This is a genomic window from Pseudomonas sp. TH10, from assembly GCF_016651255.1.
Lineage (GTDB): Bacteria > Pseudomonadota > Gammaproteobacteria > Pseudomonadales > Pseudomonadaceae > Aquipseudomonas.
In genome coordinates this window covers 1-13,724 of sequence record NZ_JAEKEG010000158.1, presented here as the reverse complement: position 1 = coordinate 13,724, position 13,724 = coordinate 1, and the positions used below count along the sequence as shown (strand labels likewise).

Sequence of the window (13,724 nt, the reverse complement as noted above, 5' to 3'; positions counted from 1 at the left end):
TAGGAGCTGCCGAAGGCTCGGGCCGCGATCGGACGATCTGTTGATCTTGAGCTTAAGCGCTTATTACCAGGCCACACCAAACCCAGCGGTATACCGGGTCTTCTCCAAATCAGCATCATCAGTACCACTGATGACATCTCGCTCGGCCTTCAGGTTAAGCGAAGCCCACTCGGTCACCTTGTAGCGCAACCCCACCTCGGCATCCAGCGCGTAATCCGCAACGCCTGACAATGGTTTGCCGATTTCGCCATTGGTGAAGAACTCAACCTTCTTGCCGATCAGGTAACGGTTGTAGTCCCACTTCATCGCGACCGAGTAGAAGTTTTCCTTGCCGCCGTCCGCTGTACTCGTAATCGGTGCGGTTGAGCAGCGAACCCAGCGAGAACGCGCCCAGCTCGTCATCCCAGAACTGATAACCCGGACCGGTACCCACTACGCGCTGACGGGACAACTCTTCGACGTAATCACGCTTGTAGTTCAGACGGCCCTGCCAGAACCACTTGTCGGTCAGGAAGCGGTCGAGGGCATATTCGGCGCGCCAGTTGTTGGTGGTGACTTCGTCGTCCTGCACTTCACGGTTGTACTCGCCTTCGGCGGTGTGTCGCCAGCGGCCGTGACGCGCGGTGGTCTTGAAGCCGACGTCGTAATCATCGGTGTCCTTCTCGGCGCGCTGATAGTCCAGCGCCAGATCGACATTGCCCTTCCACACCAGATCCTCGACCACCGGTTTCGGTTTGAGAATCTGCTGAATGCTCGCCAGCTCAACGGTTTTCGGCGCCTCACCGTTGGCCAGGGTGACCTTGCCGTCTTCGGCCGCCGTCAGCGACTTGGACACTTCACCGCTGTATGCGTCCTGCTTGACCAGCAGGTGCTGATCACTGTCCAGGGTTTTGACCTCTTTCCAGTCAATCGTGACCGCACCGGCATATTTGGTCTGGATCAACAGCTTGCCGCCATCGAACACGGTGATAGTGCCGGTCAACTTGTCACCGTTCTTTAACCACACGGTGTCGGCAAGCAGGGGCGTGGACGCACTGAAAACAGCAAGGCACAGCAAGGTTCTGGACAACATAAGCGAATCGAGGGCTCAAGTTTGCGAAAAAAGGTCGGCATTATCCGTAGGAATAAGACCCTGACAAGGACTGACCGGACTATTTCTATTGAGTTCATTTCTCAACTGCACGACGACGGATTACCCTGAAGGCCTCAATCCGACGATGTTCAGGAGGCGCACCCGTGACAGACCCGATCAACGACCGTGAAAGCGAAGCGCAAATCCGACGCACGGCGCTCTACTCGACCCTCGCGCAAGTGCCCGAGGGTAAAGTCGTCAGCTATGGTCAATTGGCAGAACTCGCCGGATTGGGGCGCGCCGCCCGCTGGGTCGGCCGCACGTTGAGTCAGTTGCCCGGCGATACCAAACTGCCCTGGCACCGGGTGCTTGGAGCCGGCGGTCGGATCAGCCTCCCGGTCGGCAGCCCTTCCGGCGATGAACAACGGGCCAGATTGCGCACTGAAGGCCTAACCATCCTGAACAATCGTGTGGATATTCAGCGCCATGGCTGGCGTCCGGTAGAGCACAGCGGTTAGAGTGCGCGCTTTGTTTTCGCAATCTTGAGGCAGACTTCAGCCCATGCCCCGTAAAACCTGGCGCGCCGCGCTAGCCGCTTATGCCAGTCCTTCGACGCTCGTGCTGTTGTTGCTGGGTTTCGCCGCCGGCCTGCCGTACATGCTGGTGTTTTCAACGCTTTCCGTGTGGCTGCGCGAAGCGGGCGTAGCCCGTGAAACCATCGGCTACGCGAGCCTGATCGGCCTCGCTTATGCGTTCAAATGGGTCTGGTCGCCCCTGCTCGACCAATGGCGCCTGCCGTTACTGGGCAAGCTTGGCCGTCGACGCTCGTGGCTGGTGCTTTCGCAAACACTGGTAATTTTTGGCCTGATCGGCATGGGATTCTGTGATCCGCAGAAGCATTTGTCCTGGCTGATCGCCATCGCCGTTGTCGTCGCCTTCGCCTCCGCAACGCAAGATATCGCGGTCGATGCCTATCGCCTGGAAATCGCCGATGACAGCCGCCAGGCCGCCCTCGCCGCCAGCTACATGTCGGGTTACCGTATTGCCGCATTGCTGGCCACGGCCGGCGCGCTGTTCTTCGCCGAAGGCTTTGGCTCTACGGGCTTCAACTACCAGCATTCAGCCTGGGCCGGCACCTATATCCTGTTCGGCGCCCTGATGATCCCGGCGCTGCTGACCTCTTTCTTCATGCGTGAACCGCCGGTGCCCCTGCGCACGCAACTGCAGGCCGGACGGTACTCCTTCGCACATCAACTGGCTTCCGTGTTCGTACTGATCGTGCTGCTGGTGTCTGTGCCTGCCATGTTCACCCAGCTGTACAACACCGATTTCGCCAGCGTGCTGTTCGAAGGCCACAGCGTGCTCGACCTGCTACTGGAAGACCGCGCGTTCCTGCGGGCCATTCTCTATACCACACTGACCTTCATGTGCCTGTCGGCCATGGGTCGCCGCGGCCTGGCACCGGTGCTGACGCCGGTCAACGACTTCATCCTGCGCTACCGCTGGCAGGCGCTGCTGCTGCTGGGCCTGATCGCCACCTATCGAATGTCGGACACAGTGATGGGCGTAATGGCCAACGTGTTCTACATCGACCAGGGCTTTACCAAGGATCAGATTGCCAGTGTCAGCAAAATCTTCGGCCTGATCATGACCCTCGTGGGCGCCGGCATGGGCGGCCTGCTGATCGTGCGCTTTGGCATTCTGCCGATTCTGTTCATCGGCGGCGCAGCCTCGGCGGCCACGAATCTTCTATTCGTGATGCTCGCCGACATGGGCCCGAACCTGAAGATGCTGGTGGTGACCATTTCCCTCGACAACTTCAGTTCCGGCCTGGCGACCTCGGCGTTCGTCGCCTATCTGTCGAGCCTGACCAACTTGAAGTTCTCCGCGACACAATATGCTCTGCTCAGCTCGATCATGCTCCTGCTGCCGCGCCTTATGGGCGGCTATTCCGGTGTCATGGTCGAGAAGTTCGGCTACCACAGCTTCTTCCTTATCACCGCGTTGCTCGGCGTCCCGACCCTGCTCCTGATCGCGTTGCACTGGTATCCAGGAAAGCCGCCGCGCAGGGCCGACGCCGACACCGGAACCCGATTCCTGACACCTGCGGCCGAAGAACCTCTTTAGCTGGAAAATTCGCGCTGCGAGCGGGAAGAATCCCGCCGTTGCACCTCACCGCCGGCCGCACGCCTGTACGTCAGCAAAACTCGCCGGTACACTGCTCCGTCATTTCCAGTCATAGCAACCGACAACGGCCAACCATGCGCACCAGTCAATTTTTGCTCGCCACACAGAAAGAAACGCCTTCCGATGCGGTCGTGATCAGCCACCAGCTGATGCTGCGCGCCGGCATGATCCGCAAACTCGCCTCGGGCCTGTACACCTGGCTGCCCATGGGCCTGCGGGTTATGCGCAGGGTTGAAGCCATCGTTCGCGAAGAGATGAACGCTGCCGGCTCTCTGGAAGTGTTGATGCCGAGCACCCAACCGGCCGAGTTGTGGCAGGAATCCGGGCGCTGGGAAGAATACGGCCCTGAACTGCTGCGCATCAAAGACCGCCACGGTCGCGACTTCTGCGCGGGCCCGACCCACGAAGAAGTGATCACCGATCTGATGCGCAACGAGTTGAGCAGCTACAAACAGCTGCCCATCAACCTGTATCAGATCCAGACCAAATTCCGTGACGAAATCCGTCCACGCTTCGGTTTGATGCGCGGCCGCGAATTCATCATGAAAGACGCGTACTCGTTCCACGCCGATCAAGCGTCGCTGCAGGTTACCTACGACCGCATGCACCAGGCGTACTGCAACGTGTTCACCCGTTTGGGCCTGAAATTCCGTCCGGTTGAAGCCGACAACGGTTCGATCGGTGGCGCGGGTTCGCATGAATTCCACGTGCTCGCCGAATCCGGCGAAGACGATATCGCCTTCAGCAACGGTTCCGACTACGCGGCGAACATCGAAAAAGCCGAAGCCGTGCCCCGGGAAACCTCCCGCCCAGCGCCAACTGAAGAGCTGCGCCTGGTCGACACCCCGGACACCAAGACAATTGCCGCCCTGGTGGAAAAATTCAATCTGCCGATTGAAAAGACTATCAAGACCCTGATCGTCCACGCGGAAGAAGAAGGCAAGCTGATCGCGCTGGTGATTCGTGGTGACCACGAACTCAACGAGATCAAGGCTGCCCAGCAACCTGGCGTGGCAAGCCCGTTGGTCATGGCTACCGACTCCGAACTGCGCGACGCCATTGGCGCTGGCGCCGGTTCCCTCGGCCCGCTGAACCTGCCACTGCCAATCATCATCGACCGCTCGGTCGAACTGATGAGCGACTTTGGCATCGGCGCGAACATCGACGACAAGCACTACTTCGGCGTGAACTGGGAACGCGACTTGCCGGTTCCGACCGTTGCCGACCTGCGTAATGTAGTCACCGGCGACCCAAGCCCGGACGGCAAAGGCACGCTGGAAATCAAGCGCGGCATCGAAGTCGGGCACATCTTCCAGCTGGGCAACAAGTACAGCAAGGCGATGAAGTGCGAAGTGCTGGGCGAGAACGGCAAACCGGTGACCCTGGAAATGGGTTGCTACGGCATTGGCGTGTCCCGCGTGGTGGCTGCGGCCATCGAACAGAACAACGACGCCAACGGGATCATCTGGAGTGACACACTCGCTCCATTCCAGATCGCGCTGGTACCGCTGCGCTACGATAACGAACAGGTCCGCGAAGCCACCGACAAGCTGTACGCAGAATTGACGGCGGCCGGTTTCGAAGTGTTGCTGGACGACCGCGACAAGAAAACCAGCCCGGGCATCAAGTTTGCAGACATGGAGCTGATCGGTATTCCTCACCGGATCGTGGTCAGCGACCGTGGCCTCGCCGATGGCAACCTGGAATACAAGAGCCGTACCGAAGGCGAAGCGCAAGCATTGCCGGTGGCCGACGTATTGTCCTTCCTGCAGGCCCGTATCCGCCGCTGACACCAGATAGAGAAGTCATGTTCAAGCGAAACACCTTAGGCCTCGGTGGTGCCGCCCTGTGCGGTGCCCTGCTGGTCAGCGGCTGTGCCAATCACATGTCGCAACGCAGCGAGCACGAGGAACGTGTCGAGCGCAAATTGCTCGATCATAGCCTGCAGGTCGATGTCGGCGAGCCCAAGGTGCTTGAGCTGCCGCAACGCCGGGTGAAAATCCACGAGCAGAAGACCTTCGAAGTCACCGAGTTCGAGGTCACTCGCCATTACGACCGCTACACGCCCTACCAACCCTGGCGGGAGGCTTACGAGATTCCGCTGGGCGCCGTGGCTGTGGTGGCCGGCGTCGGCGCGAACGTGGTCAATGTGTTCGCCCTGGGCAATCTGCCGGACAGCGTGACCCAGGACTGGCTGAGCTACGGTTTCGCCGGGCTCAATCCGTTCATGAACGTGCAATCCCATGGTCGCGCTCAGCAGAACCTGGCGGGTATCGACGAGGTCCAGCTCGACAAGCGCACCGAGTACTCGAGCCTGCCATGGAGCGAGCGCCCGGTGCAGGTCAAGGCCGGCAAGGAGACGTTCGAGCTGACTACCGACAAGAATGGCGTGCTACGCCTGAACCTGCTGGACAGCCCGTTCGCTGAACATGACATCAATCATCTGACCCGCTTGCTGATCAGCGTCGCGGACGGCCAGGACGAGGTACACGTCAATACGTCCCTGGCCGTCAGCAGTTCACTGCGCGGCAAACTGCTCGAAGCTCACGGGCTGATCTACGACGACCTCGAAGACGACGAAGTAAGCCAGTGGGTGCACCGGGTCAAGCGCCTGTCGGAGCTGGGGCTGGAGGAAGAAGCCACTGAACTGGAACAGAGCCTGATCGAACTGACTCGCAATGATCCGGAGCTACAGACCGAATTCCTCAAGTCCTTGACCAAGGATGCCGGGCGGCTGGTGGCGGATCCGGGGCCGAATTCGAATTAAAGTCTCTTCAAAGATCGCAGCCTTCGGCAGCTCCTACCAGGGCGGCGCGCTTCCTGCAGGAGCTGCCGAAGGCTGCGATCTTGACTTGAAAAACTACCGCTCAAACAACTCCATCTGCTCAAACCCACCCCGCAAATCCTCAAGCCGCACCCCGACCCCCAACAACCGTACCGGCTTGCCGCCGCGATTGAACGCCTGGGTCAGCAGCAGCTGATAACTCCCCAGATCCCGCCCTGCCCCGGCCTGCTCCAGCGTCGTCTGGGTAAAGTCATGAAACTTCACTTTGACGAACGGCTTGCCCGGTCGATAACTGCTGTCGATCCGTGCCATGCGCGTTTTCAGGGTCTCCAACAGTTCCGGCAACTTATCCAGGCAACTGCGCAGATCAGGCAGATCGACGTCGTAGGTGTTTTCCACGCTGATCGACTGACGCCGACTGTCGTTGTGCACCAGGCGATCATCGATCCCACGGGCCAGGGTCCACAATCGCTCACCAAAACTGCCGAATTCGCGGACCAGCGCCAACTTGTCCCACTCACGTAAATGCGAGCAATCGACAATCCCAAGTCGCCCCAGCTTGTCCGCAGTCACCTTGCCGACCCCGTGCAATTTGCTTACCGGCAAGCCACTGACAAAGTCCTCGACCTGATCCGGTGTAATCACAAACAAACCATTGGGCTTCTTCCAGTCACTGGCGATCTTCGCCAGAAACTTGCTCGGCGCCACGCCCGCAGACACAGTGATATGCAACTGATTGGAGACTCGGCGACGGATGTCCTGAGCAATGCGTGTGGCGCTGCCGCCGAAATGCGCACTGTCAGACACGTCCAGATAAGCCTCGTCGAGCGACAAGGGCTCGATCAGGTCGGTGTAATCTGCAAAGATCGTGTGAATTTCTTTCGAGGCCTCGCGATAGGCATCCATGCGCGGCTTGACGATGGTCAGGTCGGGGCACAGCTTCAAGGCATGTCCCGAAGCCATCGCCGAGCGTACGCCGTAAGCCCGCGCCTCGTAATTGCAGGTAGCAATCACGCCGCGTCGATCTGCCGAACCACCCACCGCGAGTGGCTTGCCGGCCAGACGCGGGTCATCGCGCATCTCGATGGCGGCGTAAAAACAATCGCAGTCGATGTGGATGATTTTTCGCTGAGTCATGTCAGAAAAGGAAACGTGGCGAGCCGGATCGGCAGTATCTCACTGACACCTGTATATAGCACCAGTGGTCTGAATGTTCTTTCTGAGCGGTAGGAAAAGTCCTTTGGATTTATTTTATCAATCGGAAAACGCCAGCCAATAGAGCTGAAAGCCTTGCCCCGCCTGCCCTGCAGCTATAGAAACACCCGATAAAATGCGCTAACCGATTGAACCTCAACAGATTTTATCCAGATTGCGGGTTGACACCCCGGCGTTCCTCTGTAGAATGCCGACACACAGACGCGGGATGGAGCAGTCTGGTAGCTCGTCGGGCTCATAACCCGAAGGTCGTCGGTTCAAATCCGGCTCCCGCAACCAAACATCAAAAAAGGCTACTCGAAAGAGTGGCCTTTTTTGTGCGCGTCTTTTTTGCATCCAACGAAGATAAATGAGTCGGCGCACTCAGGCTGCGCAAAAAACAGAAATCGTTCTGATTCCGAAACTTAGCGCAGCATCGCCCCCGCCCATCGCTGTTTTACGCTTATTTGGCTTGTTTCAGGATTAGCGGTTGACACCTTGCCGTTCGCCTGTAGAATGCCGCCACACAGACGCGGGATGGAGCAGTCTGGTAGCTCGTCGGGCTCATAACCCGAAGGTCGTCGGTTCAAATCCGGCTCCCGCAACCAAACATCAAAAAAGGCTACTCGAAAGAGTGGCCTTTTTTGTATCTGTCGAAAAAGTCCTTTCGCAACAATGATCTGTCACCATGTGGCAGGCCGATGGGTATCACTCCAGCCTTGAGTTCGGTCTATGCTGGTCCGAGGCGTTTACCGCACCGGCCCATGGCGTGCCGTCACCCGTTGAGGGTGAGTGGCATTAATATTTGTGATTATTTTTTTCTACAGGGATTGGTAACTTGGCTGGATACCCCCATCCTGTCGCGCACAATCCAAGAGGTGATTGATGCGCGCCAACTCGTCTGATTCACAAGACACCGTCACAGCGGAACATCCGATCAAACCCGAGCGTTTGCGCTTGCTGGATCGGTTGAGCAAGTACCGTCAACCCATTGGTCTGGCGGTCACGCTGCTGTTGTTCGCCATTGCGCTGATTGCCTGTCGTCATCTGCTTGCCGAGCTCGATCTCGATGCGCTGCACGACTCGATCCTCGACGTGCCGAAACCCGCCCTGCTCGGCGCGTTCGGCGCGACCGTGGTCGGCTTCATTATTCTGCTGGGCTACGAATGGTCAGCCAGTCGCTATGCCGGTGTGACATTGCCACCGCGTACGCTGGCCCTCGGCGGCTTTACCGCGTTTGCGATTGGTAACGCCATCGGCCTTTCGCTGTTGTCCGGCGGTTCGGTGCGCTACCGTTTATATGCGCGGCTGGGTCTGGGGGCGTCAGAAGTCGCGCACATGACCTTGTTTGCCAGTCTGTCGCTGGGTTGTGCCCTGCCGCCGCTGGCAGCGCTGGCGACACTGAGTGACTTGCCTGCTGCCTCTCAGGCACTGGGTTTGTCCGAAGGCCTGCTCGGCACAGTCGCCGCGGTCGTGCTGTTGCTTGGCGCAGTGCTGGCTATCGGCATCTATCGTCGGCGCCTGCCGGAACAGCCGTTGCGCGACAACCTGCTGGTCAGGGTCGGTCGCCGCACCCTGCGCCTGCCGGGTCGACGTCTGACGTTCCTGCAGTTGATCATCACCGCACTGGATGTGGCCGCAGCCGCTACCGTGCTGTACCTGCTGTTGCCAGAAGCGCCACCCTTCGGCGCCTTCCTGTTGGTGTACCTGCTGGCATTGGCTGCCGGCGTACTCAGCCACGTACCCGGTGGCGTCGGTGTGTTCGAAGCGATCCTGCTGGCCGCTTTCGCCGACAAGCTCGGTGCCGCGCCTCTCGCCGCTGCGCTGCTGCTGTATCGCCTGATCTATGTGGTGTTGCCGTTGTTGGTGGCCTGCGTATTCCTGCTGATCAACGAAGGTCAGCGCCTGTTCCAGACCCAGACCATGCGCGCAGCGTCTGGTCTCGCAGCGCCGATTCTGGCGGTGCTGGTGTTCTTGTCCGGCGTGGTGCTGCTGTTCTCCGGTGCGACCCCGGAAATCGACACCCGCCTGGAACACATCGGTTTTCTGATCCCGCATCGTCTGGTCGACGCTTCGCACTTTGGCGCGAGCCTGATCGGCGTGCTCTGCCTGATGCTCGCTCAGGGCCTGCGCCGACGCCTGTCGGCGGCGTGGATGCTGACCACCATTCTGCTGTTGGTTGGCGCCCTGCTCTCGCTGCTCAAAGGCTTCGACTGGGAAGAAGCCTGCCTGTTGATCCTGACCGCCAGCCTTGCTCGGTGTGTTCCGTCGCTCGTTCTATCGCCCGAGTCGCTTGACCGAACTGCCCTTCTCGCCGCTGTACCTGGTGTCGAGCCTGTGCGTGCTGGGAGCATCCATCTGGCTGCTGCTGTTTGCCTACCAGGATGTGCCTTACAGCCATCAACTCTGGTGGCAGTTCACCCTTGATGCAGACGCGCCACGTGGCCTGCGTTCGCTGCTCGGCGCTGCCGTGCTGTTGCTGGTGATCGCGCTGACATGGCTGCTGCGCACCGCGCGCCCGGTCATTCACTTGCCGACGCCTGATGAACTCGATCGTGCGGCAAAGATTCTGATGGCTTCGTCGCAACCCGACGGCGGCCTGGCGCTGACCGGTGACAAGGCGCTGCTGTTTCACCAGAACGATGAAGCGTTTCTGATGTACGCGCGCCGTGGCCGCAGCCTGGTGGCGCTGTACGACCCGATCGGCCCCGGCCAGCAACGCGCCGAGATGATCTGGCAGTTCCGCGACCTCTGCGATATTCACCACGCCCGCCCGGTGTTCTACCAGGTGCGCGCGGAGAACCTGCCGTACTACATGGACATCGGCCTGACCGCGATCAAGCTCGGCGAGGAAGCCCGGGTCGATCTGCAGCGCTTTGACCTGGAAGCCAAGGGCAAAGAGATGAAGGATCTGCGCTACACCTGGAACCGTGGCTCCCGCGACGGTCTGTCGCTGGAGATCCACGAGCCGGGCCAGGCGCCGATGGATGAGCTAAGAGTGATTTCCGATGCGTGGCTGACCGGCAAGAATGTGCGCGAGAAAGGCTTCTCCCTCGGCCGTTTCAGCGACGATTACCTGAAGCATTTCCGCATCGCGGTGATTCGCTTCGAGGGCCGCCCGGTGGCGTTCGCCAACCTGCTCGAGACTTACAGCCACGACCTGGCCAGCCTCGACCTGATGCGCGCGCACCCGGACGCTCCAAAGCTGACCATGGAATTCATGATGATCGGCCTGATTCAACATTATAAAAGTCATGGATACGCGCGTTTCAGCCTGGGCATGGTGCCGCTGTCGGGGTTGCAACCCCGGCGTGGTGCACCGCTGACCCAGCGCCTGGGTTCGATGGTTTTCCGCCGTGGTGAGCAGCTGTACAACTTCCAAGGCTTGCGCCGCTTCAAAGACAAGTTCCAGCCTGACTGGGAACCCCGTTATATGGCCGTGCCCGCCGGACTCGATCCGCTGGTGGCGCTGGCCGACACTGCTGCCCTGATCGCGGGCGGCTTGACTGGATTGGTGAAACGCTGATGATTCAACGCTCCCTGAAGTACATCCTGGCCGCACTGATCGTGCTGGCCGTGATTGCCGGCGGCGGTTACTGGTACCTGAAACGCCCGGCACCGGAACCGACCGTCGAACAGCTCAACCCGGCCGATGGTGCGGCCATGACCCGCGTCATTCCCGGCACCAAGGCCAAGGCCCAAGTGCTGATCGCGGTTAATGACGACCAGAAACTCAGTGAAAAGCAACTGACCACCCTGAGCCGCAGCGCCTCGGCGCAAATCGTCCAGGTGATTCTGCCGAAGGACTGCCTGCTGCAAAGCCGCGCCCTGCAATCGGGCCTGCGTGAACTGAATGGCCCGGCCACATTGGTCAGCGGCATCGGTCCTGGTGCCGTGCTGGCCTGGCGCTGGTTGTCGGAACAGAAAGACGACAAGGCCCAAGCCGTCTCCGTTGACCTCGCTCTGGAAAAGGGTGGCTGCACGCACCTGCTGCCGAAAAGCGCAGCGCACGGTCGCTGGCTGGCAGCCTGGAACGATAACCCGGACGACACCAGCGCCGGCTTCGTGCGCGATCAACCGAACGCCGAAACCAGCATCAGCGACTACGACATCAACCTGCCGCAAGTCCTGAACAACGAGCTTCGCAAGATCCTGGTCGGCGGCGACAAGGCCGCCGGCGGCCTGCAGATACCGGTCGTTGAAGTGCCGGCAGGACAGGCCAACGACACCGTCACCCTGTTCCTCTCCGGTGACGGCGGCTGGCGCGACCTCGACCGCGATGTAGCGGGTGAGATGGCCAAGATCGGCTATCCGGTGGTCGGCATCGACACCTTGCGCTACTACTGGCAGCACAAGAGCCCGGAGCAAAGCGCACTGGACCTGACCGAACTGATGCAGCACTACCGGCAGAAATGGGGCACCAAGCGCTTCATCCTGACCGGCTACTCATTTGGCGCCGATGTGCTGCCTGCGATCTACAACCGCCTGGAGTCCGCCGAGCAGCAACGCGTCGACGCAATCATCCTGCTGGCCTTCGCCCGCACCGGTAGCTTCGAGATCGAAGTCGAGGGGTGGCTGGGCAACGCCGGCAAGGAAGCCGCCACGGGCCCGGAGATGGCTAGGTTGCCAGCGCAGAAAGTGGTCTGCATCTACGGTGAAGAGGAGGCCGATGAAAGCGGCTGCACCGACAAGACGGCCGTGGGTGAGGCGCTGAAATTGCCGGGCGGGCATCACTTTGACGAGAACTATCCGAAACTGGCTCAGCAGCTGGTGGACGTGATCGAGAAGCGCCAGAGCAAGGACAAGGTGACTGAGGAGTAATCCTCTCCCCACAAAAAGCCCCCGCCACTTCACAGTAGCGGGGGCTTTTTATTTGCACCCCATCCCACAGTATTCTTGTCAGCCCCTTACATCTCGACCTGCGTCCCCAACTCAATCACCCGGTTCAACGGCAAATTAAAGAACCGCAAATTGCCATTGGCATTCTTCAACATGAACGCAAACAACGCTTCACGCCAACGCGCCATCCCCTCCAGTTTCGAGGCGATCACCGTTTCGCGGCTGAGGAAGTACGTGGTGCGCATCGGGCTGAAATCCAGATCGTCCAGATGACACAGCTTCAGCGCCTGCGGCACGTCGGGCTCGTCGGCGAAGCCGAAGTGGAGGATCACTCGGAAGAAGCCATCGCCGTAGGAATCCACTTCGAAACGCCGAGATGGCGGCACACGCGGGATGTCTTCGTAAACCACGGTCAGCAGCACGACTTGTTCGTGCAGTACCTGGTTATGCAACAGGTTGTGCAACAGCGCATGCGGTACGGCGTCGGAGCGCGCAGTGAGGAACACGGCGGTGCCCTGCACACGATGCGGCGGCTGCACGCGGATGCTGCTGATGAAGATCGGCAGCGGCAGCGCGCCTTCGTCCAGACGCTCGACCAGCAGTTGCTTGCCGCGCTTCCAGGTGGTCATCAACACAAACAGTGCAATACCGGCGATCACCGGGAAGGCGCCGCCCTGCACGATTTTCGGCACGTTGGCGGCGAAGTACAGACCGTCCACCAGCAGGAAACCAATCAACACCGGCACCGCGAGGATCGGTGGCCATTTCCACAGCAGCAGCATGACGGCCGACACCAGAATGGTGGTCATCAGCATCGTGCCAGTCACCGCCACACCGTAGGCCGAGGCCAATGCGCCAGAGGATTCGAAGCCCAGCACCAGCAAGACAACGCCGACCATCAGCGACCAGTTCACCGCGCCAATGTAGATCTGACCCTGTTCAGCGCTGGAGGTGTGCTGGATGTACATGCGCGGGATGTAACCGAGCTGGATCGCCTGACGGGTCAGGGAGAACGCACCTGAGATCACCGCTTGCGAAGCGATCACGGTGGCCAGCGTCGACAGGCCTACCAGCGGAATCAACGCCCAGCTTGGCGCCAACAGATAGAACGGGTTACGTGCTGCTTCCGGGTTTTCCAGGAGCAAGGCGCCCTGACCGAAGTAGTTGAGTACCAACGCCGGCAGCACCAGGATGAACCACGCGCGGGCAATCGGCTTGCGGCCGAAGTGGCCCATGTCGGCATACAGCGCTTCGGCACCGGTCAGCGCCAGCACCACAGCGCCTAGAATCGCCACGCCCATGCCTGGATGCACGATAAAGAAGCGCACGCCCCACACCGGGTTCATTGCCTGCAGCACTTCGGGGTGTTGCAAGATGCCGTGGACACCCAGGGCGCCGAGTACCAGGAACCAGGTCACCATGATGGGGCCGAAGAGGATGCCGATCCGCGCTGTACCGTGCTTCTGGATCAGAAATAACCCGACCAGCACCACCAGCGACAACGGCACCACCCAATGGTCGATGCCATCAAATGCCAGGCCCAGGCCTTCAATTGCCGAGAGAACGGAAATCGCCGGGGTGATCATGCTGTCGCCGTAGAACAGCGCCGCGCCGATCAGGCCACAGACCACCAACAGGCTGCGCAAC

6 protein-coding genes, 2 tRNA genes and 3 pseudogenes are annotated in these 13,724 nt (G+C 60.1%); 8 read left to right on the top strand and 3 right to left on the bottom strand.

Annotated features, from left to right (window positions below; genetic code table 11):
• Positions 1 to 63: 63 nt before the first annotated feature.
• Positions 64 to 1,072, bottom strand: a pseudogene (locus JFT80_RS21225) (DUF481 domain-containing protein).
• Positions 1,073 to 1,236: 164 nt separating this feature from the next.
• On the opposite strand from JFT80_RS21225, the gene JFT80_RS21220 reads away from it, so the two are divergent.
• The 4 genes and pseudogenes from JFT80_RS21220 (at position 1,237) to JFT80_RS21205 (ending at position 6,026) form a co-directional block, all read left to right on the top strand.
• Positions 1,237 to 1,590: an MGMT family protein gene (locus JFT80_RS21220; RefSeq protein WP_201149220.1), complete on the top strand. Its 354-nt coding sequence runs from the start codon at positions 1,237 to 1,239 to the stop codon at positions 1,588 to 1,590.
• 43 nt (positions 1,591 to 1,633) lie between these two features.
• Positions 1,634 to 3,173 (top strand): annotated as a pseudogene (locus JFT80_RS21215) (AmpG family muropeptide MFS transporter).
• 160 nt (positions 3,174 to 3,333) lie between these two features.
• Positions 3,334 to 5,049 carry a proline--tRNA ligase gene (locus tag JFT80_RS21210; RefSeq protein WP_201149216.1) on the top strand — a complete coding sequence of 572 codons (1,716 nt, stop codon included), beginning with the start codon at positions 3,334 to 3,336 and terminating at the stop codon, positions 5,047 to 5,049.
• 17 nt (positions 5,050 to 5,066) lie between these two features.
• Positions 5,067 to 6,026 (top strand): hypothetical protein, encoded by a 960-nt coding sequence (locus tag JFT80_RS21205; RefSeq protein WP_201149214.1) that lies wholly within the window; start codon positions 5,067 to 5,069, stop codon positions 6,024 to 6,026.
• A 93-nt stretch (positions 6,027 to 6,119) separates the two neighbouring features.
• Here the strand turns inward: JFT80_RS21205 and dinB are convergent, their stop codons facing one another.
• Positions 6,120 to 7,181 carry a DNA polymerase IV gene (gene dinB, locus JFT80_RS21200; protein ID WP_201149212.1) on the bottom strand — a complete coding sequence of 354 codons (1,062 nt, stop codon included), beginning with the start codon at positions 7,179 to 7,181 and terminating at the stop codon, positions 6,120 to 6,122.
• A gap of 280 nt (positions 7,182 to 7,461) precedes the next feature.
• On the opposite strand from dinB, the gene JFT80_RS21195 reads away from it, so the two are divergent.
• The 4 genes and pseudogenes from JFT80_RS21195 to JFT80_RS21180 all read left to right on the top strand — a co-directional run bounded on the left by JFT80_RS21195 (position 7,462) and on the right by JFT80_RS21180 (position 12,059).
• Positions 7,462 to 7,538, top strand: a tRNA-Met gene (locus JFT80_RS21195).
• 231 nt (positions 7,539 to 7,769) lie between these two features.
• A tRNA-Met gene (locus tag JFT80_RS21190) sits at positions 7,770 to 7,846 on the top strand.
• Between the two features lie 277 nt (positions 7,847 to 8,123).
• Positions 8,124 to 10,764 (top strand): annotated as a pseudogene (gene mprF, locus JFT80_RS21185) (bifunctional lysylphosphatidylglycerol flippase/synthetase MprF).
• Positions 10,764 to 12,059 carry a virulence factor family protein gene (locus JFT80_RS21180; RefSeq protein WP_201149211.1) on the top strand — a complete coding sequence of 432 codons (1,296 nt, stop codon included), beginning with the start codon at positions 10,764 to 10,766 and terminating at the stop codon, positions 12,057 to 12,059. The pseudogene mprF and the gene JFT80_RS21180 overlap by 1 nt, the downstream one beginning before the upstream one ends.
• Before the next feature lie 86 nt (positions 12,060 to 12,145).
• On the opposite strand, the gene JFT80_RS21175 is transcribed toward JFT80_RS21180, so the two are convergent.
• Positions 12,146 to 13,724, bottom strand: a 1,579-nt coding sequence (locus JFT80_RS21175; protein ID WP_201149210.1) for a potassium transporter Kup, incomplete at its 5' end; no start/stop codon positions are given.

Bases quoted from the DNA above. Each gene is read 5' to 3' on its own strand.
- JFT80_RS21210 (WP_201149216.1), top strand. From the start codon at position 3,334: ATGCGCACCAGTCAATTTTTGCTCGCCACACAGAAAGAAACGCCTTCC.
- JFT80_RS21205 (WP_201149214.1), top strand. From the start codon at position 5,067: ATGTTCAAGCGAAACACCTTAGGCCTCGGTGGTGCCGCCCTGTGCGGT.
- dinB (WP_201149212.1), bottom strand. From the start codon at position 7,181: ATGACTCAGCGAAAAATCATCCACATCGACTGCGATTGTTTTTACGCC.
- JFT80_RS21180 (WP_201149211.1), top strand. From the start codon at position 10,764: ATGATTCAACGCTCCCTGAAGTACATCCTGGCCGCACTGATCGTGCTG.